Origin of the sequence: Bacteroides sp., assembly GCF_029057325.1 — a bacterium.
Classification (GTDB): Bacteria; Bacteroidota; Bacteroidia; order Bacteroidales; family Bacteroidaceae; genus Bacteroides.
In genome coordinates, this window is record NZ_JAICZW010000186.1 from 1 (window position 1) to 19,897 (window position 19,897).

Annotated in this window: 15 protein-coding genes and 1 CRISPR repeat array; of the genes, 4 read left to right on the plus strand and 11 right to left on the minus strand. The window is 49.3% G+C overall.

Features of this window, described 5'->3' with window-relative positions; genetic code table 11:
* A partial coding sequence (locus K2G43_RS12540; protein WP_300155753.1) for a hypothetical protein occupies positions 1-322 on the plus strand: 322 nt, incomplete at its 5' end.
* On the opposite strand, the gene K2G43_RS12545 is transcribed toward K2G43_RS12540, so the two are convergent.
* The 9 genes from K2G43_RS12545 to K2G43_RS12585 form a co-directional block, all read right to left on the minus strand.
* Positions 299-1,429, minus strand: a complete 1,131-nt coding sequence (locus tag K2G43_RS12545; RefSeq protein WP_297641637.1) for a VWA domain-containing protein — start codon at positions 1,427-1,429, stop codon at positions 299-301. The genes K2G43_RS12540 and K2G43_RS12545 overlap by 24 nt on opposite strands.
* A gap of 17 nt (positions 1,430-1,446) precedes the next feature.
* Positions 1,447-3,669: a DUF5682 family protein gene (locus K2G43_RS12550; RefSeq protein ID WP_300155757.1), complete on the minus strand. Its 2,223-nt coding sequence runs from the start codon at positions 3,667-3,669 to the stop codon at positions 1,447-1,449.
* A 28-nt stretch (positions 3,670-3,697) separates the two neighbouring features.
* Positions 3,698-4,777: an AAA family ATPase gene (locus tag K2G43_RS12555; protein WP_297641641.1), complete on the minus strand. Its 1,080-nt coding sequence runs from the start codon at positions 4,775-4,777 to the stop codon at positions 3,698-3,700.
* 11 nt (positions 4,778-4,788) lie between these two features.
* Positions 4,789-6,267 (minus strand): DUF5691 domain-containing protein, encoded by a 1,479-nt coding sequence (locus K2G43_RS12560; RefSeq protein WP_300155760.1) that lies wholly within the window; start codon positions 6,265-6,267, stop codon positions 4,789-4,791.
* Positions 6,254-7,585 carry an SWIM zinc finger family protein gene (locus tag K2G43_RS12565; RefSeq protein WP_300155764.1) on the minus strand — a complete coding sequence of 444 codons (1,332 nt, stop codon included), beginning with the start codon at positions 7,583-7,585 and terminating at the stop codon, positions 6,254-6,256. Before K2G43_RS12565 ends, K2G43_RS12560 begins: the two co-directional genes overlap by 14 nt.
* A 265-nt stretch (positions 7,586-7,850) precedes the next feature.
* Positions 7,851-8,366, minus strand: a complete 516-nt coding sequence (locus K2G43_RS12570; RefSeq protein WP_297641718.1) for a 3'-5' exonuclease — start codon at positions 8,364-8,366, stop codon at positions 7,851-7,853.
* Positions 8,367-8,418: 52 nt separating this feature from the next.
* Positions 8,419-8,889, minus strand: coding sequence for a hypothetical protein (locus tag K2G43_RS12575; protein ID WP_300155767.1), 471 nt, complete (start codon positions 8,887-8,889; stop codon positions 8,419-8,421).
* Positions 8,890-8,957: 68 nt separating this feature from the next.
* Positions 8,958-9,206 (minus strand): hypothetical protein, encoded by a 249-nt coding sequence (locus K2G43_RS12580; protein ID WP_300155770.1) that lies wholly within the window; start codon positions 9,204-9,206, stop codon positions 8,958-8,960.
* Positions 9,207-9,218: 12 nt separating this feature from the next.
* Positions 9,219-10,274: a DNA adenine methylase gene (locus K2G43_RS12585; protein WP_300155773.1), complete on the minus strand. Its 1,056-nt coding sequence runs from the start codon at positions 10,272-10,274 to the stop codon at positions 9,219-9,221.
* Positions 10,275-10,449: 175 nt separating this feature from the next.
* Here K2G43_RS12585 and K2G43_RS12590 point away from each other — a divergent pair, with 175 nt between their 5' ends.
* The 3 genes from K2G43_RS12590 to K2G43_RS12600 all read left to right on the plus strand — a co-directional run bounded on the left by K2G43_RS12590 (position 10,450) and on the right by K2G43_RS12600 (position 16,886).
* Positions 10,450-11,769, plus strand: a complete 1,320-nt coding sequence (locus K2G43_RS12590) for a transposase (protein WP_300155776.1) — start codon at positions 10,450-10,452, stop codon at positions 11,767-11,769.
* A CRISPR array of direct repeats spans positions 11,770-12,333; the repeat unit is 38 nt; unit sequence GGTGTATGAGGTGTTCAATTGAAGTATATATCCAACTA.
* 499 nt (positions 12,334-12,832) lie between these two features.
* The gene (locus K2G43_RS12595; RefSeq protein WP_300155778.1) at positions 12,833-15,133 is read left to right on the plus strand and encodes a family 20 glycosylhydrolase; all 2,301 of its coding nucleotides are present in this window, start codon (positions 12,833-12,835) and stop codon (positions 15,131-15,133) included.
* Between the two features lie 91 nt (positions 15,134-15,224).
* Positions 15,225-16,886, plus strand: coding sequence for a putative transporter (locus K2G43_RS12600; RefSeq protein WP_297641649.1), 1,662 nt, complete (start codon positions 15,225-15,227; stop codon positions 16,884-16,886).
* A gap of 303 nt (positions 16,887-17,189) precedes the next feature.
* On the opposite strand, the gene K2G43_RS12605 is transcribed toward K2G43_RS12600, so the two are convergent.
* Complete coding sequence (locus K2G43_RS12605; protein WP_297641651.1) at positions 17,190-18,353, minus strand: Xaa-Pro peptidase family protein; 1,164 nt, start codon at positions 18,351-18,353, stop codon at positions 17,190-17,192.
* A 198-nt stretch (positions 18,354-18,551) separates the two neighbouring features.
* On the minus strand, positions 18,552-19,889 hold the full coding sequence (gdhA, locus tag K2G43_RS12610; RefSeq protein ID WP_297641653.1) for an NADP-specific glutamate dehydrogenase: 1,338 nt from the start codon (positions 19,887-19,889) through the stop codon (positions 18,552-18,554).
* Positions 19,890-19,897: the final 8 nt, after the last annotated feature.

The following is a 19,897-nucleotide window of genomic DNA, read 5'->3' on the forward strand; positions in this document are numbered from 1 at the left end:
CGGACGTTCTTCGGACAAACTCCACTCCCTAGGACCGAAGAATGTCCGAAGAACGTCCGAAGAACGTCCGAAGAAACACCGAAGAAACTACGAAGCAGAAAAGGACCGGATAAGACGCGGACAAGAAGTACAGAGAGAAGACAAAACTTTCGGGACAGAGACATACTTTGTAAACAATTACGATTATCTATTCTTCTCAGAGGAGTCATCAGCCGACAAGTCGGTTTCACTCCTAATGAAACGAAGTGAAGTGATAACTCCTTTAACTCCCGCAAATGAAAAAGCCGTACTGTTTCAATTATTTCTCTTCAATATTCTTTGACACCCACATTCCGATATCCTGCTTGCTCAATGCGGCGGCCATCAAATCGGGAAATTTATCCGGTGTACATGCAAACGTGGGGACACCGAGGCCGGCCAGATACTCGGCATGATGCTTATCGTAGCAGGGTGCTCCATCATCATTCAGGGCAGGAAGCACAATCAGTTGCACTCCACCGGCAACGATGGAGGCGAAACGTTTGTACATCTCCTTCACATCGCCACCCTCGTAAAGGTCTGTCACCAGAACAAGGACAGTATCCAACGGACGTGTAATCACACTTTGGCAGTAGGTCAAAGCCCTGGCAATGTCTGTCCCACCGCCAAGCTGGACACCGAACAGCAGGTCAACCGGGTCTTGCAGGTCGTCGGTCAGGTCAACAACCGAGGTGTCGAACACCACCATTCTCGTGTTCACGGACGGCAGGGAAGCCAGCACTGACCCAAAGATGCCGGAATAGACGACAGAGGTCCCCATCGAACCGCTCTGGTCAAGACAAAGTATAACATCCTTCAATGCCTTGCTTTTGCGACCATAACCGATTCTGACTTCCGGTATGATGGTCTTGTACTGAGGCTGGTAGTTTTTCAGGTTCTTTATGATGGTTGTCTTCCAGTCAATCTCATTGTAACGGGGATTGCGTCTTCTTGCCGAACGGTTCAATGCACCGGTAACGGCTTGCCGGGTAGGAGCAGTGAGCTTCCGCAGCAATTCGTCCACCACCTTGCGGACTACCTGCCGGGCCATCTCCTTGTTTTTCTCGGGGATGGCTCTTCCGAGTGACATCAGTGTGGCAACCAGATGTACGTCAGGGACAACCGTCGCCAACATCTCCTTTTCCGTCAGCAACGAGTCGATATGCAGACGCTTGATGGCATCCCTTTGGATGACCTGCACCACGGTCTGCGGAAAAAACTCCCTGATATCACCAAGCCAGCGGCTTACTTTCGGGGCCGATGACCCGAGTCCTCCGCGCCTGTCACTGTCATAGACAGCTTCCAACGAACTATCAAGACGCTGCTCCTCCACCGTCAGCGCGACACCGGTTCCGTCGGCGGCATTTCCGCCGAGAGCCATGCGCCATCTTTTCAAATAGGCTGTTTCCATGTGCTGTTCCTTTTTGTTTATCCGATTCCTAAAAGTGTGCCGAGCAGAGGTATCACTTTGGATGCCTCCCCGTCATTACAGGAATGATTCCCGACGACTGTTTTTGTATCGGTTCCATTCCATTCAAATTCCTTTGCCTTCTCACCCAGCTTGCGACGCTCGGCTGTGGTGAAATTACTGAATGTACGTCTTATCACCGGCAGCAGTTCAATGAAACTTCCGTCACTCAGCCCACATAGCCAACCGTTTACAAGCTGCCATAGGTTGTCGTCCAACAGCAGTACCGAACCGGATGACCGCAGAAAGCCCTCGAACCAGTATGCAGTGTCGGAAGGTGCGTTACCCACGGATGAATAGAAACTCAAGGCGTCACGCATCTCTTCACGCGCTATCCTCCCTTTGTCGTAAAGAATGCGTGCGGCATATCCGGAGAGCAGGGGATGCGCTCCCGATGAATTGCGAATCTGCTGCACAAACTCGTACCACATACCGTTCAGTTCTTCATCATCAAGGGTCGATACGGCATAATTGGTGGCCGACAGGTGCTCCAGCAGGCCACCGGCAGCTTCCTCGTCGATATTGATGCAAACAAGCAGGCCTCCTGCAAGGATACGCGCCACCATCGCCCTGAGCATGTCGCCCACCTTGCTGAAATCCAGGTTGCGGACATCGCCGTAACGCACGATGTTCACCAGGTCGGGAACCGCCTCCATCATTTCCACGATATCGGCAGATGCCGCCGACAGACGGTCGAGCCGTATGGTCATCGCCTCCACCAGTTCCGGAAGGTCGGCCGGAATGACACGGTTCAGAAGTTTCGTGAGTTCAGGGATACGGGTAACCCCGACCATGCGGTCGGAGATATACTTCTGCACGGCCTCTTTCACGGTATTCCCCCAGACAGCCCGTTCGATGATGCAAACAAGCTGTTCCGGCTTATGGTAAAGGGTCCATTTTTCCTTGAATGTACCCTTGCCGCCTGCGGCTTCCGGTTTGGCCCAATCAATGTCAAGCAGTGCCAATCGGTGGAAGAACAGACTCCGTTCCAAATCGATTTCCTTGCGCAGGTCAAGTGTCATTTCCTTTATTTCCGCCGTGAAAGGCAGACGCAGGCGTTTCTGCAGCCGCTCGACGTCAATCAAAAGAGGAACTTTAGGTACGGCTTCCGGAACTTTGCCCAAACGGTTGCCTACAATAAGCGATTCCCTGATAAGTTGCAGCAGCATATCGTCGCCGAAGCCCATGACGGCTGTCACCGCCTCGTTATACTCCTCCAGCGTGGGGGCAGGCATCCCGCGCAATGCGGCTGTCGCTTGCGCCAGACGGACCGTCTCAATGACATGGGCCACCGAAACGTCCATGTTCTTCTGCCTCAGCAAGGCGGCTATATGGCTGACCCACAAAGTGCCGTCATCATCCGGATGATGCCACAGGTAATGGTACCATCCCGGAGAGTCTATGCCGGCCCCGTAACCGCTGCGGAAGGTGAGCCTATTATATGTCCAGGGAATCCATGTACACTCAGTCTTGACTTTTGGCAACCCTTTCAGCAGCTCATTGTCCTCCTTCACTTTCGGCATATTCTCCAGTGCCGGAACGTGCCATGCCCCACAGATTACAGCGATGCTCCCGAAAGACTCTTTCTGTGCGGCACGAATCATGCGGCGCATCCACGCTTCCCGGACAAGATCCCTGCGAGAGGTGTGTCCGGGCAGGGCCTCCCTGAGTGCGGTCACCGCCTCCTTTACAGCCTCGAAGATTCCACAGTTCTCCCTGCGCTGTTCTATGTTCATGTTCCACCACGATTCCCCATCGGAATAGCCAGCGGCTTCCGCCAACAGGTCAAACGGATCGCCCGTTTTTTCAATCACTTCGCCATTCGCTTCACCGGACTCGCCGCCCTCTTGCTTTTCCGCTTCGAAAGCCAGGGAATGGACAAGCGGAAGGTCGAAGAAGCGCAATGTGACATTCTCCCGAAGGGCATAGCGCAAAGCCTGCCATTCAGGCGAAAAGTCGGCAAACGGATAGAATACGGCATTCTGCGGTGCATCCGGCTGATAACCGAGCAAGGCTACCGGCGGCTCCATCTGCCCGTCGGCAATGAACGGCATGAGCGCTTCCGCCTCCGCCGGTCCTTCAAGCAGAATGAGGTCGGGACGAATCCGCTCCAGTTCCTGCAAGATGTTCCGGCAGGAGCCGGGACCGTGATGACGTATTCCCAATAGATGAATGTCTGTCATATTACTTAAGAGGTGCAAAATACGTCCATCAAATCATATCTCTGGAAGCTCTGTAGATGTCTTTCCAGCCGTCACGGTTCTTGACCACAGTCTCCATGTATTCCTGCCACACCACTTTGTCTTGTACCGGGTCTTTCACCACGGCACCGAGAATTCCGGAAACGAGGTCTTCGGCATGAATCTGTCCGTCGCCGAAATAGCCTGCCATGGCAAGACCGTTGTTCACCACGGATATGGCTTCGGCCGTACTCAGCGTGCCGCTCGGACTCTTAAGTTTGGCCTTGCCGTCATTGGTCGCCCCCTGACGCAACTCCCGGAAAATGGTGACAACCCGACGGATTTCATCAAGGGCCGGTCTCTCTGCCGGCAGCTGCATCACCTTCTCGAAGCTCTCCACGCGGCGGCGGACGATGTCAACCTCTTCCTCAAGCGTGTCAGGCAATGGAAGGATGACCGTGTTGAAACGACGCTTCAGTGCACTTGAAAGCTCATTTACTCCCTTGTCTCTGTTGTTGGCCGTGGCAATGATGTTGAATCCGCGTATGGCCTGTACCTCCTTGCTCAGTTCGGGTATGGGCAAGGTCTTCTCGGAAAGAATGGTGATGAGCGTATCCTGCACATCGGAACCGATACGTGTAAGTTCTTCTATGCGGCCGATTTTACCTTCCTGCATGGCTTTCATCACCGGAGTCTGCACCAGCGCCCCTTCACTAGGTCCTTCGGCAAGAAGACGGGCATAGTTCCATCCGTAGCGGATGGCCTCTTCTCCCGTACCGGCGGTGCCCTGCACAATCAGCGTGGAATCGCCGGATATAGCTGCCGCAATATGTTCGCTGACCCAGCTCTTAGCTGTACCGGGAAGACCGTACAGCAGCAGCGCGCGGTCGGTGACAAGGGTAGCCACGGCAATCTCCATCAGGCGGCGGTTGCCTATGTATTTGGGGGAGACTTCAAAACCGTTTTCCAATGTCCCACCCATGAGGTAGGTGACTACAGACTGGGGAGACATCTCCCAGTTTTCCGGAATCGGGTTGGTCTCGTTCTTTTTCAGTTCATGAAGTTCCTCTGCAAACTGCTGCTCGGCATGTTGTCTCAGTAAAGTGCTCATATAAATATCAATTATTTTTTTTCGTTTAACAACGTATTTATTTCAGATTTAAGATCCATGAATTCCAACATCTTCGAACAGAACCCGTTCATGGACGGCGATGCTTCTGCCGAAGATGCAGCTTTTGCCTCGATGACGCTCCTTAAGTGGGAAGGTATATGAATGGCAAGTCGCTCTGCCATGTATGCGCCATCGTATAAGTATTCCCGTTTCAGGAGCCATGACAGGACGCTGGACGAGAATTTAGGTCCCCACATCTCGCAATCGGCCCCGTACCATGAATCAGGTATGTAATTGAAATTCCCGACATTTTCCGGCCAGCAGATTTCCTCTCGTTGTGAGGGAGTAAGCATAGCAACAAGTTCCGGTTTGCAGAGATAGGAAGGGGCTTCCTTCAGTGTGTGGAAGGCCCACAATCCGTCCGAAAAATTGAGTATCGGATTTTCCAGAACCAGGTATTTCTTGAAAGGGGGATGTTTGGCAAATTTCCTCGCGGCTTTTTCCTTGTCACATCCATACACTTCGCACCAGAAGTCCAGAGGTACGCGTTCGGCAAGCTGCCTGAGAATGAATTCGGAATCACTCTCCTTCTTGTTGGAACTTACCTCGGACAGCCCCAGGCTCTTCATCTCCTCGGTATATTCAATCTCTTTGTATGACCACCCGGTAAGCAGATTGTGCCTGATATGTCCCCGCAGAAGTTCGCAGCAGCGTGTCACCATTGCCGAGTCGGGAATCATGCACAGAAGTTTCCGCGCCGTCTCCTTGACAACGGTGCTACGGTCCGCCTTCATCACCTCCTGTATGAAGGGTTCATCGGATTTACCGATATTCGTCCGAAGGCATTCAAGCAGTTCATTTCGGTGATTGGCAGGCTCGCTCTTCCAGTCTTTGCGCAGCAGCTCAAGAGCCGCGGCAGGCTCCTGCCGCCTGTATCTGGCAAGCATGTCCTTACGCTCGCCGTGTGTGGCAGTATCCCAAGTCTCCACCTTTTCACTTTCCTGACCGGCCAGCCCCATCTGTCTGGTCAGCCATAGGCCTCTGTTTCCGGCCAGCCCTTTCAGCAACCTGCGTTCTTCGAATCGCAACGGGTTGTTGCTGTCATAGGCACGCCGGATAAGCGGTTGAAGATATTCGGGTGAAATGATTTTTCCGGAGTCCTGCGCCAGGCGATAGGCATAGGCCGGCATATAGCGCGTGTCCTGAAGTCTGGAAAAGAGCAAGCTTCGGTCTTTGTCAAAATACGGCAGTTCCTCTTCAGGAGCTTTCTCCACGGGAACAATGCCTTCCGCTCCGGCCGGTTCCCATCCCGCCCGTCTGTAAGCGAATGCGGATGCGGCTGTCATGTAAAGGAACGCCTCCATGTCGTCGGATTTCTCACGGATGCGGCTCACCAATGTCTGAAGGGAGTCCGGAAAGTCACCGGGAGCAAATTCATGGTTGGCTGTTCCGAGCAGTGCAGCCTGTATGATAGGTTCAGTTACGTTCATCTCTCCAAGTATGATATACTTTGTTGTACCAAATGGATTTCAATTCCCATATATCCCCGTTTACAAGAACCAGCGATGCAAACGGGTTGCCGCCGGTAATGGCGAGAATGTCGATGTAGGTCTCTTCGGGCATCCTCACCGGAACAGCCTGTCCTGCATTGTCAAGCAGGCTGTATCCTTTCCCGTTCCGGACCACCGTCACATCATTTACAAGCAAAGGGACCTCCTCTGAAAAAGGATTCGCAATCATAGCCTGACGATACACAGCGGCAGCCAGTTTCAAATCCGTGCTGCAATCCGGCACAAAGCTTTCTTCCAGAAGTACGGACTCCCTGAACAATGCCCGGCGGCATGTCCCGGTGCCGTTGTAAAAGCATAGCGCACCTTCATAGGCACTGCCCGGAATCCAGTTCTCAGTGGAAAAGGTTCCGGCAACGGTGAAACTCAGGTATTTGGCGAAAAGAGCGCTTCTTTTTCCATAAAACCAGTAAATGTCGGTATTGATATCGTTGACTTTACGCGACTGCTTGTGAAGCACAAGCCAGCTATCCGCTACCGGTGCTCCGGCAAGAACATTGTCTTTGGATTGAGGATATCCGATTTGCGTGCGTATCTCGTCCTTCCATTCATCGGGAAGCGTGTCTATGTTTCTGTAGCCCTGCATCAGCAGATAGAGTTTGCCCATGCTTTCCGTCAGGTCGGATTTCCAGCTTTCCGTGTCGAAGTCTATCCCCTGCATGGCTCTCAGTCTCCCGGCAAGTCCCGGTGCTTGAGCATCCACCATCCGTCGGGCCATGTTGTCGAATAGGGTATAGATCCGTTCCGGCACATTCAGGAAGCCGTTGCGCACCAGGTCTTTCATCCATACCTCAAGGTCGGATATCCCTTCAAGTACCTTCCGGTGACGTTTCTCCTGTCTTTTGGCCTGCGCCGCTTCATCTACCGGCGCTTCGCTTTTTGCCTTCTGCTCCTTCTTCTCTGCCTTCTCCGTTCTTTTGGCAAGCCAGGCGGTTACCCAATCGGGTTCTTCCGCTCGCTTAAACTGCTCCGGCTGCCGTGCGTACAGCAACAGCAGGCCAAGCCCATGCTTACAGGGGAATTTGCGGCTCGGGCAGGAACATTTGAACGCGATGTCATTCAAGTCTATCACCGTCTGGTAGGGATTCTTTCCGCTTCCCTGACAATGCCCCCAGACAGCACGCTCACTACATTCCCTGAGCACCCATTTGCCTAAAGTCGCAAGTCCTTTACCGGCTTTTATCGAAGAGTCATCCGGAGCAAGCTGTAATATCTGTTCTTCTGTCAAGTTCAATGGCATAAACAACAACTTAATTTGTCATTGGAAAACAATACAAAATTAGGAAAAATTCGTCACCTTGCATTATCGGACAACGGTTTTCTTCATTTTACGATTCATATATTAATGTGGATTCGGTATAAGCAGTAAATTTATAGTGCCCAATTATAACATATAAACGATTACCACTATGTTCTCAAAGGATTAAATTACAGAGATTTATTGATTAGTTCCAAACAGAAAATCCCCTCCCAAAGTTATAAAGTCCCAAAGTTCCCTCCTTTGCTCAACTCCTACCATCTTCCATTATCCTCAGAAACAGCCTTGCACACATCTCCGCATCATCTCCGGCACGATGGTGAACGCCTTCGGGAATGCCGAGTTGCCCACACAGATAGCCAAGGGTATTGCAACTGAAGCTGTACACTTGCCGGGCTGCCTTCAAGGTGCAACACCATCTCAGTTCCGGCAAATGCAAACGATACAATTTCGCAGAATGTTCCAGGCAACCGCGGTCGAAAGGCGCGTTGTGCGCCACAAAGGTATTGAACTCGTCAAGGTACAGCCGTTCGATTTCCTCCCACACTTCCGGGAATGAGGGCGAATTTTCCGTATCTTCCGGACGAATCCCGTGACATTGCATGTTCCAATAGCTGTACAGATTCCCTTCCGGCTGCACCAACCATGAGCGCGTCTCCACGATTTCACCGTTCCGAACAACGCAGATTCCAACCTCACAGACAGATGCTCGCTTTCCCGTGGCGGTTTCAAAGTCTATGGCGATAAAGTTCAATCCATCCATCATATTTCTTCTTTATAGTATGGCATTAGATTATTGGCAAATGATTATTACATTATTTTTCAATGAAAATCACATCAGCAAGCGCCTTATAACGATTCTTCTTGAATGTAAAGCCTATCTCTTTCAATGAATTTTCATTAAATTGCTCCAAATAATTATTGATTTTAGGTTCAATAAGAGAAAATGCCCTTTTCATTTTCCACGATTGAGTCATATTTTCCGTATCCACAAGAATCACAAACAACCTGTTTTCAGCACCAAATCTCATTTCTCCTTGGTTAGCATATAACCACGTCATTAATTCTATTGTATTCTCTTTAGCTTCTGCTATAACCTCCTTGCGTTTGTCATTCAATTCGGCAAGAATGTCTGTGTGTCCTACTTCTGCCAATTTCTCTGAAAGTATATATATTTGCAAAGATTCAGAAACAGCATTATTAACCGTAATACCCCTCTCTTTTGCTTTTTGTTTTAGCCATGTAATTTCCCTTTTGCCCAATTTGTTTTTTAATTTTTCATCCATATACTGATTGGGAAAAAACGTGACTTTCAAATCTATCGGATGGTCTGCTATAAAGAAATCAACACTCTTTATTTCGCCCACTGCCGAGGAAGCTGCATTGCATTAGGAGTATTCTCCAATTTTTCGAACAACTCTACATTTTGTTCCGCAATCTTAGTCTTAGTAAGGACAATATTGTTTTGAGCAACAAACCGTTCGATTTGTTTACTACGACAAACCGCACGTACCTTAAGCCATAACAAGCCATTGGAATCTTGATTGAACGAATATAAGTTTTGATTTCTAAACTCATTATCCCATTTTTCGAAGTTTGTCATTATCCTTAAAATTTATTTTGTGGTACAAACTAAAAGTATTTCACTGCTACCGGCAACGCTGCCTTTACCGCCACGTCCGGCATTATATGTTTTTCTTTCAATCTTAACGTCACGATATGCCCTTATCATATCGACCATAGTATCTACATCCGGATAACTGCGATCGTTATAACTCACAAGCCAAGTCGGAATATGATTAGCCCGTTCAAACATTAACTGCAAATTCGCAAGAGCCTCACTATTTTTATCAAATCCACTATATTTTTTAGGCTCATAACGCTTGGTTCCATTGATAAATTGCTTATCCTTCCAGTATTCGACATAGGTTTCCAACAAATGATAGAATGATTGGTAATCAGCATGACTATTGCAATATGGTGGGTCAAAATAGGCCAAATCTATTCCATTTAATCGAGGAAGCAGGTCAAGGATATTCTCATTATAGCTGATATTACCTTTGCTATTATCGAAAACGGCAGCATTATATTCAGGAAGCAGTTCCATAAACAAATCTTTCAACGGGCGTATCAAACTACGGTTACGTTTTATGCGAGCAGGATCGGCTGCATATACAAGAGCTTGCGTATGTGCAAAATGCCCCATTGTCACTTTGCGGGTCATACTTCGACACATTACAGTCAAAGCCAATGCTTGTTTATACACATTTCCCAGACGATGCACATTGCTACGAAAGCTATCCGCAAAAGCAGCATCTGCCGGAATAAAGAATAAACCGGAAAACAGCTTTTGCATAAGATCAAATTCGACCGGATTGCTATTCTCAGAAAACAGAATATTCAAATCTTGCTTGTCGAGGACAAAACCCGGATTCTCTACTAAAGCTTTGCCGATTAAATTATTGAAACTCAGAAAATCATTAGTTACAACTTTCTTTCCTAACTGTTTGAGCATATATGCAATAGATTGAGAGCCGGAAAAAGCATCCAATATGGTATTTGCATTTTCCGGAATAAATTGCGCAATCCATCCTCGATGAATAAATTTAGCCCCAAGATATTGCGGTTCAGGGAACTTGTAATCCAAATATTTTGTTTCAGTAAAAAGCATACTATTTTTAGTTTATGCAAAACTAAGAATAATTTGTGGGAATAGGGATATTATTCTTTATTTCTTTTTGAAAGAGGGATTTCTACATGCATATATCAGAAGCAATAGAAATTTCTTTTATCTTTGCCTCCAGAAATCAAAAAGGGAAACCTGGAGGGAATTCAATAAAATGCAGTTGGCCGAAAGACATATCATTAAAAAGTCTGATGAGAGGTTTGCGAAGCTGGATGACATCTGCTTCCGCTCAAAGAACTTGTATAACGCCACGTTATACACCATCAGGCAACACTTCTTTACAACCCAACAGCATTTATACCATCGGCAAGTCATAAAAGACTTCACGAAAAACAACCAAGCGGATTATCTTGCCCTCCCACGAAAGGTGAGCCAAACCACAATGGAAATGGTAGGCAGGAATTTCAAGTCCTTCTTCGGAGCATTGAAAGCCAAGAAAACGGGAAAAAACGACCGTCCCGTTGAACTCCCCAAATACTTACACAAGACCAAAGGCAGATACATTGCCACCTATACCAACCAAGCCATTTCTATGGAATGGTTAAAGAAAGGATACATCAAGCTATCCGGCGAAGATGTGCTTATCAAGACCCAACGAGGTGGTGACGTGAAACGGGTGTGCGTGGGAAAAGACAAACAAGGAAAGGATAAATACGAATACAAGTCAGAGGTTCAGCAGGTGCGTGTAGTACCCAAAGGCAACCATTATGTGGTGGAAATAATATACAATGTGGAAGAGGTGAAAGAACTTCCCGACAACCACCGTTATTGCTCCATCGACATTGGCGTAAACAATCTCGCGGCAGTAGCCAGCAATGTTTTGTCGCCTTTCCTCGTCAATGGCAGACCGTTGAAATCGGTGAACCATTATTATAACGAGCAACTGGCAAAAAGGAAATCACAATTAGAGACCCGATATGATGACAGAAAAAGCAGCAACAGCATCAAGCGTTTGACATTCAAGCGCAACCAGAAAGTGGACGATTATTTGCACAAAAGTTCCCGATACATTATCAATCAATTAGTTTCCAATCATATCAACACATTGATTATTGGTAAAAACAAAGAGTGGAAACAAGAGGTAAACATAGGGAAAATCAATAATCAGAACTTCACACAAATACCCCATGCACGCTTTATAAACATGCTGACATACAAGGCTCAATTGCACGGCATACGGGTAATCGTACAAGATGAAAGCTACACCTCAAAATGTAGTTTTTTAGACGACGAACCTATAAAGAAGCACGAGACCTATGCAGGAAAGCGAATAAAAAGAGGCTTGTTCCGCTCCGCAAAGAACGTCCTTGTTAATGCGGATATAAACGGAGCACTCAATATTTTAAGAAAGGCAGTCCCCGATGTAACATTTACAGACAGGATAAAGGTGTGTAGTACGCCAATACTCATAAACATCCCCCAAAATTCGGGAGTGTTTATCTCTATAAAGGATATAGAATCAAGCACTTATGCGCCATAAGGTGTATGAGGTGTTCAATTGAAGTATATATCCAACTAATAGTGCTTCGTAAAGCAGAAACATTTGGGTGTATGAGGTGTTCAATTGAAGTATATATCCAACTATATAAGTACGAACCTAAAGAGGAGAAAGGTGTATGAGGTGTTCAATTGAAGTATATATCCAACTACTGCTAACTTCCAGCGCTCCACCATGATGGTGTATGAGGTGTTCAATTGAAGTATATATCCAACTACGGGCTGTACACCGAGCAGTTCTTGTCGGGTGTATGGGGTGTTCAATTGAAGTATATATCCAACTATTTGGATGATTTAATATTAACTGAAGAGGGTGTATGAGGTGTTCAATTGAAGTATATATCCAACTAATCTATTTTAGGTTTTCGTCTGAATATCGGTGTATGAGGTGTTCAATTGAAGTATATATCCAACTATTGTCGAATGGAACATTTCTCAAAGACCGGTGTATGAGGTGTTCAATTGAAGTATATATCCAACCATTACGAAATGTGCAAGAATAAAGGTGAGGTGTATGAGGTGTTCAATTGAAGTATATATCCAATTATACCTATCCCCAATAGTACCACATGCTTCATTAGCTCTTCTTCTTTATAATTTATGCAATCGCTAAGACACAGCACCACGTCTTTGGGTAATAGGATAGATAGCCTTTCCGAATTATAATTCAACAATCTTTTGCATGCATGAATGTATGCACTGCCAGATCACGCCCACGCCACATTCACAATCTCCCCATTATCATTGCTAAATTTCCCCACTTCTAACCCCTATTATCAGCATAAATAGCCCCTCCAAGCAGCGAATGTAATTCGTTAACCAACCGTTGCCCGTTCGTTAGACATCCGTCACCCATTCGTTAAACACCCGTTTTCTATTCGTTAGACAGCCGTCTAACGAATAAAACTCGCCGTTCCGCCACATATCCCTGTACAGCCTTGCAACAAATTTCCCTACGAAAGTGCATCCGAACAAGGGTTTTTCCGTACATTTGTAGCTACTTATCGAATTACTAACGAATTACTAACATTAAAAAGACACAAAGAATGTACAAACAACTGATTGCAGCATTCTCGTTGACGGGAGCCTTGTTTTTGGGCGCATGCGCTTCCGCTCCATCGGAAACACGGGAGATTGCTATTATTCCACAGCCCAGAGAGATGCAAGAAAAAGGTGGAACATTTCTCTTGAAAGAGGGACAGACCATTGGCGCGGCGGACCAGGAACTGATGCCAGCAGCCAACTACCTGGCAGGATTGCTGTCGAAAGCCACCGGCTACACCTTTGAGACGGCGGTAGGCGAAGGAACCATCTCGCTGGAAACAGGCAACGCCGATGCGAAGGAGGGAGGATACCTGCTGGACGTCTCTACAAAAAGAATCCAAATCAAAGGAAACAATTACGGAGGGGTGATTTCGGGCATCGAGTCTCTGCGCCAGCTGCTTCCTGCCGAGATTGAATCGGATCAAGTAGTCAACGGAGTGGAATGGAGCGTGCCTGCCGTAACCATCAAAGATGCGCCCCGTCTGCAATGGCGCGGCCTGATGCTGGACGTATCGCGCCACTTCTATACCAAGGAGGAGGTCAAGGAGCTGCTGGACATGATGGCGCTCTACAAACTGAACAAGTTCCACTGGCACCTGACCGACGACCAAGGCTGGCGTGTGGAAATCAAAAAATATCCGTTGCTGACCGAAAAAGGGGCATGGCGCACCTTCAACAGCCACGACCGTCAGTGCATGAAGCTCGCCGGAGAGAACGACAATCCGGACTATGAGATTCCCGAAGACAAGCTGAAAGTGGTGGAAGGCGACACGCTTTACGGTGGATTTTACACGCAAGAGGACATTAAAGAGGTAGTGGCATACGCGGCGGTACGCGGCATCGACGTCATTCCGGAGATTGACATGCCGGGACACATGCTGGCTGCGATAAGCAATTACAAAGGTGTCTCTTGCTCGGACAAGATAGGTTGGGGGTCCGTCTTCTCCTCACCCGTATGTCCGGGAAAAGAGACGGCACTGGAATTCTGCCAGAATGTATATAGCGAAATCATCCCACTGTTCCCTTATAAATATGTACACCTGGGAGCCGACGAAGTGGAGAAGACGAACTGGAAGAAATGCCCGGATTGCCAGCAACGGATGCGAGAGAACGGCTTGAAGACGGAAGAAGAGTTGCAGTCGTGGTTCGTACATCGCATGGAGAAGTTCTTCAACGAGCGTGGCAAGGAGATGATAGGATGGGACGAGATATTGGAAGGAGGGCTTTCGCCGACGGCCACCATCATGTGGTGGCGCACCTGGAACCCGAAGGCAGTGCCGACGGCCACGGCGCAAGGCAACCATGCCATCCTGAGCCCGAACGCCAATTTCTACCTCGACTACCAGCAGGACAAGAACTCGATAAAGAACATGTACGCCTTCGAACCGCTGATTGACACCCTCAGCGTTGCCCAAAAAGAACGGATACTGGGTCTGCAAGGCAACGTGTGGTGCGAGTGGATTCCGTCCAGAGAGCGGATGCAATACATGGTGATGCCGCGCATGCTTGCCTTGTCCGAAGTGGCTTGGGTGGAAACGGAAGCGAAAGACTGGGAGCGTTTTGTCGGACGGATGGTCGCCCAATTCCCCCGGTTGGACATCATGGATGTGAATTACCGCATCCCGGATTTGGAAGGTTTCTATGAGACCAACGCTTTTGTCGGCGAAGGCACGTTGGACATCAAATGCCCGGCTCCCGACGTGACCATCCGCTATACGACAGACGGCACGGTGCCGACTTTGGAATCGCCTCTGTATGAAGGTGCGATAAAAGTAACGGAAACCACCGATTTCACCCTCCGCACCTTCCGCGCGAACGGAAAGAAGGGCGACATCGTAAAGACCCGTTTCATCAAAGATGAATACGCTCCGGCAGTGGAGGCCAATCCGTCACATACCGGATTGCAGGCGGTATGGCATGAATATACGGGAAATGACTGCGCAGGCATCGACGCCGCTCCGGTCAACGGAACGTATGAGGTGAAAGAGGCAGGGATACCTTCGGAAGCAAAAGGAAACATCGGCCTGGTGATTACCGGCTATTTCAATGCGCCTTCAGACGGCATCTATACCTTCGTCCTGTTGTCGGATGACGGCAGCATCTTGAAAATCGACGGTGAAACGGTGGTTGACAACGACGGCCCCCACTCTCCCCGGGAACTGATAGGACAGAAAGCCTTGGGCAAAGGAATGCATCCGGTTGAGATAAAGTATTTCGACCATAACGGCGGAACCCTCCGCTTGAAGGTACTCGACCCGAATGGGAACGAATTGCCGGCAAGCGCGGGAATCTATACGTATTAGAAACACAAAAACTCCCGCAAACGCTTTGCCACTTCCGGCGCATTAAGTAATTTTGTGCGAAATTTTTAAATTATATATTTTATTAGGTATTATGGATTGGTTACAAAGTTTATTATGGGACCCATCATCCGTAGCCCACATCGTCTGCTTGTACGCATTCGTCATCTCCGTGGGTGTGCTGCTGGGTAAGATTAAGATTTTCGGGGTGTCGCTGGGAGTGACGTTTGTGCTCTTTGCCGGCATCCTGATGGGACATTTCGGCTTCACCGGAGAAACGCACATCCTGCATTTCATCCGCGAATTCGGTTTGATTCTGTTTGTATTCTGCATCGGTCTGCAAGTAGGACCTTCGTTCTTCTCCTCTTTCAAGAAAGGGGGCATGCAACTGAACGCACTCGCCGTGGGCATTGTGGTGCTGAACGTGGTGGTGGCACTGAGCATCTACTTCATCGACGGAAGCATTGAGCTGCCGATGATTGTAGGTATCCTGTATGGTGCCGTGACCAACACCCCCGGTCTGGGTGCCGCCAACGAAGCGCTGAACCAGCTGAACTATACGGGCGACCCCATCGCCTTGGGATATGCCTGCGCCTATCCGCTTGGCGTGGTGGGCATCATCGGCTCCATCATCGCCATCCGCTACATCTGCCGGGTCAACCTCAAGAAAGATGAAGAGGAGTTGAGCAACCGGGAGGCGGACAACAAGCACCAGCCGCACACCATGAGTCTGGAGGTACGCAACGAATCGCTCTCCGGCAAAACCCTGATACAGGTCAAGGAGTTCCTGGGACGCGCATTTGTCTGCTCGCGCATACGCCACGAGGGACACGTCAGCATTCCCGACCACAAGACAATCTTCCATATAGGTGACCAGCTCTTTATCGTCTGCACCGAAGAGGATGCCGAAGCCGTAAAGGCGTTCATCGGCAAGGAGATTCAGATGGACTGGGAGCATCAGGACACGCCGATGGTATCGCGCAGAATCCTCGTCACGAAGTCGGAAATCAACGGCAAGAAGCTGGGCGACATGCACTTCCGCAGCATATACGGCGTAAACATCACCCGTATCAACCGTTCGGGTATGGACCTCTTCGCCGACCCGAACCTGGTACTCCAGGTAGGCGACCGTGTCATGGTAGTGGGCCAGCAGGATGCTGTAGAGCGCGTGGCACGCGTACTGGGCAACCAGCTGAAGCGTCTGGACACGCCGAACATTGTGACCATCTTCGTAGGTATCTTCCTGGGTATCCTTTTGGGAAGCCTTCCCATCGCCTTCCCCGGCATGCCGACTCCCGTGAAGCTGGGCCTGGCAGGCGGTCCGCTGGTGGTGGCCATCCTTATCGGACGCTTCGGACACAAACTGCACTTAGTGACCTACACCACCACGAGCGCCAACTTGATGTTGCGCGAGATAGGTATCGTGCTCTTCCTTGCCAGCGTGGGTATAGAGGCAGGCGCACACTTCGTGGAGACCGTGGTAGAAGGCAGCGGCTTGCTGTATGTGGGCTACGGCTTCCTGATTACCGTTCTCCCCTTGCTCATCATCGGCATGGTGGCACGTTTCTACTGCAAGGTGAACTACTTCACGCTGATGGGACTTATCGCCGGTAGCAACACCGACCCCCCCGCACTGGCGTACGCCAACCAGACCGCAGGCAACGACGCTCCTGCCGTAGGCTACTCCACGGTTTACCCGTTGACCATGTTCCTGCGTATCTTGGCAGGACAGATGGTGCTGCTGACGATGATGTAAACCAAGAAAAAACGGGCACAAATGACACTTGGACAATAATTGCACAAGTGTTGTTTGTGCCCGATTGTTTTCTATCCTCTACAAAACGATATGGCAATAATCAGTATGTAACAATGGGCAAAAATTAGGACTCCATCGCCCGCCACTACTTAAACAAGTATCATGAAAGGAAATAGACACACCGCGCCACAACGTCCAAAGCAGACGCGCAAGGCGAAACCGACCGGAAAACGAATCGGCAAATCAAAACCGTCAAAAGCAAACAATCAGCTGAACAGGAGGGTGAAATAGGAGTGATAATCATCACAATTCCACGATTTTCTCTTCAGCCTGTGTCAGTTTCTCTACCCCCTCCGCAGTCACCGCCCAGGAGTTTTCGATGCCGACAGGGCCGACGCCCGGCAATACAATCTTCGGTTCCAGGGCAAAGACCATTCCGGGTTCCAATTCCTGCTTCATGCGAGGAGCCAATACCGGCATCTCGTTTATCTCCAGACCGATGCCGTGACCGATGAACTTGGCCTTCTGCCCCACGCCCATAAAGTTGTCGGCAAATCCGGCCTTGGTCACCATTCCGATGGCAAGGTCATAAAGTTCTTCGCAAACCACTCCCGGCTTGGCCTTTTCGGCCACAGCCTCCTGTATCTCCAAACAAACCTGATGAGCATCGTAGGCTTGAGAAGGCAATTTTCCGATGGAGAACACACGGCTCATGTCGCACATATAACCGTAGAAATTTCCTCCCATATCCACCATAAAGCTCTGTCCGGGCTGTAGTGGCGTCCCATTCACACCGATAGGCAGCGAAGGGTCAACCCCTTCTCCTCCCAAAGCGAAGTCGTATGGAGCAGGAGCCATCGCATTGTCTCCCGCCAACAGACTTCCCATAAATATCTCCATGCTCTGCCCGAAGGTGCGGAAGATGCCCAGACCACCTTCCAAACGCATCAAGCGCTCTATCTCGACGGACAAGCGACGGTCGGTCATTCCCGGCTTGTAAAGCGAAGGTATCTGCTCATACGCCTTGGCGTGGGCAATACCCGAACGGCGGAACATCTCAATCTCCATGTTCGTCTTGACGCTCCGCGCTTTCCGAATAAGCGCCGTGCCGCAAGGCAGCACTTCCGCATCAGGGAAACAGGCCGCCAAGCGGTTGTACTCCGTAAAGGAAAGTTCATCGCCCTCCAGCATCAATCTGGTCGGCAAAGGCAAGCCGCACTCCTTCAGCAAGTCAGGAAGCTGTTCCGGCTTACGGATAGGACGAACATGTTCTCCCGCGATGTTGTTGGGACGTTTGATAAACAGACGGGCAGGAGCGTTCAACGGCAGATAAAGATAACCGCTGACCACACGTCCGTAGGTATAAATCAGATTCACATTGCAAGCGATAAGAGCGGCGTCAATCTCTTGTTGAGCCATCAGATAACGGATTTTATCGCGTCTCTGTTTCAATTCAGATAATAACATCTCTTTGTTGTTCTTTTGATTTCCACGCACAAATATAGATGAAAATCATGAGAATCTCATACCGGCAGGATAAAGAATATATTTTTCTTTAGAGGAAAGAGAGTGAAAATGAAGAATAAAAAAAGAGCTGCCCCATACCTTCGCAGGCGTAGGGCAGCACAAACCACAAATACAAATACAACTAAACAAAGTTTCTTTTTAAATAATTCCTTGACCCATCATGGCATGAGCAACCTTCATGAAGCCGGCGATGTTGGCGCCTTTCACGTAGTTGATATAGCCGTCGGGCTCTGTCCCATATTTTACGCATTGAGCATGAATTCCGTGCATGATGGCGTGGAGTTTCTCGTCCACTTCGGCAGCACTCCAGCTGAGGTGCATGGCGTTCTGCGACATTTCCAGACCACTGGTAGCCACACCGCCCGCATTGACAGCCTTGCCGGGTGCATACATTATCTTGTTTTCGATAAAGAGGTCGATGGCCTCGGGCGTACATCCCATGTTGGAGATTTCGCCTACGCACATCACCTGGTTGTCGATGAGGTGACGGGCATCCTCGCCGTTGAGCTCGTTCTGTGTGGCGCAAGGCAACGCGATATCGACTTTCACTTCCCATGGACGCTTGCCTGGCACGAATGTAGAGCCGGGGAACTCGTCGGCATACGGAGCCACGACATCGTTACCCGAAGCACGAAGTTCCAGCATATAGTCTATCTTTTCGCCACTGATACCGTTCGGGTCGTAGATGTAGCCATCGGGACCGGAGATGGTAACGACTTTGGCACCCAGCTGAGTAGCCTTCGTCACAGCGCCCCAAGCCACATTTCCGAAACCGGAAACAGCCACAGTCTTTCCCTTGATGTCGATGCCCTTGGTTTCCAGCATCTGGTTTACGAAGTACAAGCCGCCGAATCCGGTAGCCTCCGGACGAATCAGCGAGCCGCCGAACTCCAGTCCCTTGCCGGTGAACGTTCCCTTAAATTCACGGGTCAGTTTCTTGTACATACCAAACATATAGCCCACTTCGCGACCGCCTACGCCGATATCGCCGGCAGGCACGTCCATATCCGGACCGAGGTGACGCCACAATTCCAGCATGAAGGCTTGGCAGAAACGCATGATTTCGGCATCGCTCTTGCCGCGCGGAGAGAAGTCGGATCCTCCCTTGCCGCCACCCATAGGCAGAGTGGTCAAGGCATTCTTGAAAGTCTGTTCAAAGCCCAGGAACTTAAGGATGGAGAGGTTGACGGAAGCATGGAAACGGATACCGCCCTTGTAGGGGCCAATGGCGTTGTTGAACTGCACACGATAGCCCAGATTGGTCTGAACTTCGCCATTATCGTCCACCCACGTAACACGGAAAGTGAAGATACGATCAGGCTCCACCAAACGTTCTATGATTTTCGCCTTCTCAAATTCAGGATGCTGATTATAGATATCTTCGATGGAAAGAAGTACTTCCTTTACGGCTTGAAGATATTCAGACTCACCGGGATGCTTTGCCTCCAAAGAGGCCATGATACGTTCGATATTCATAATATTAC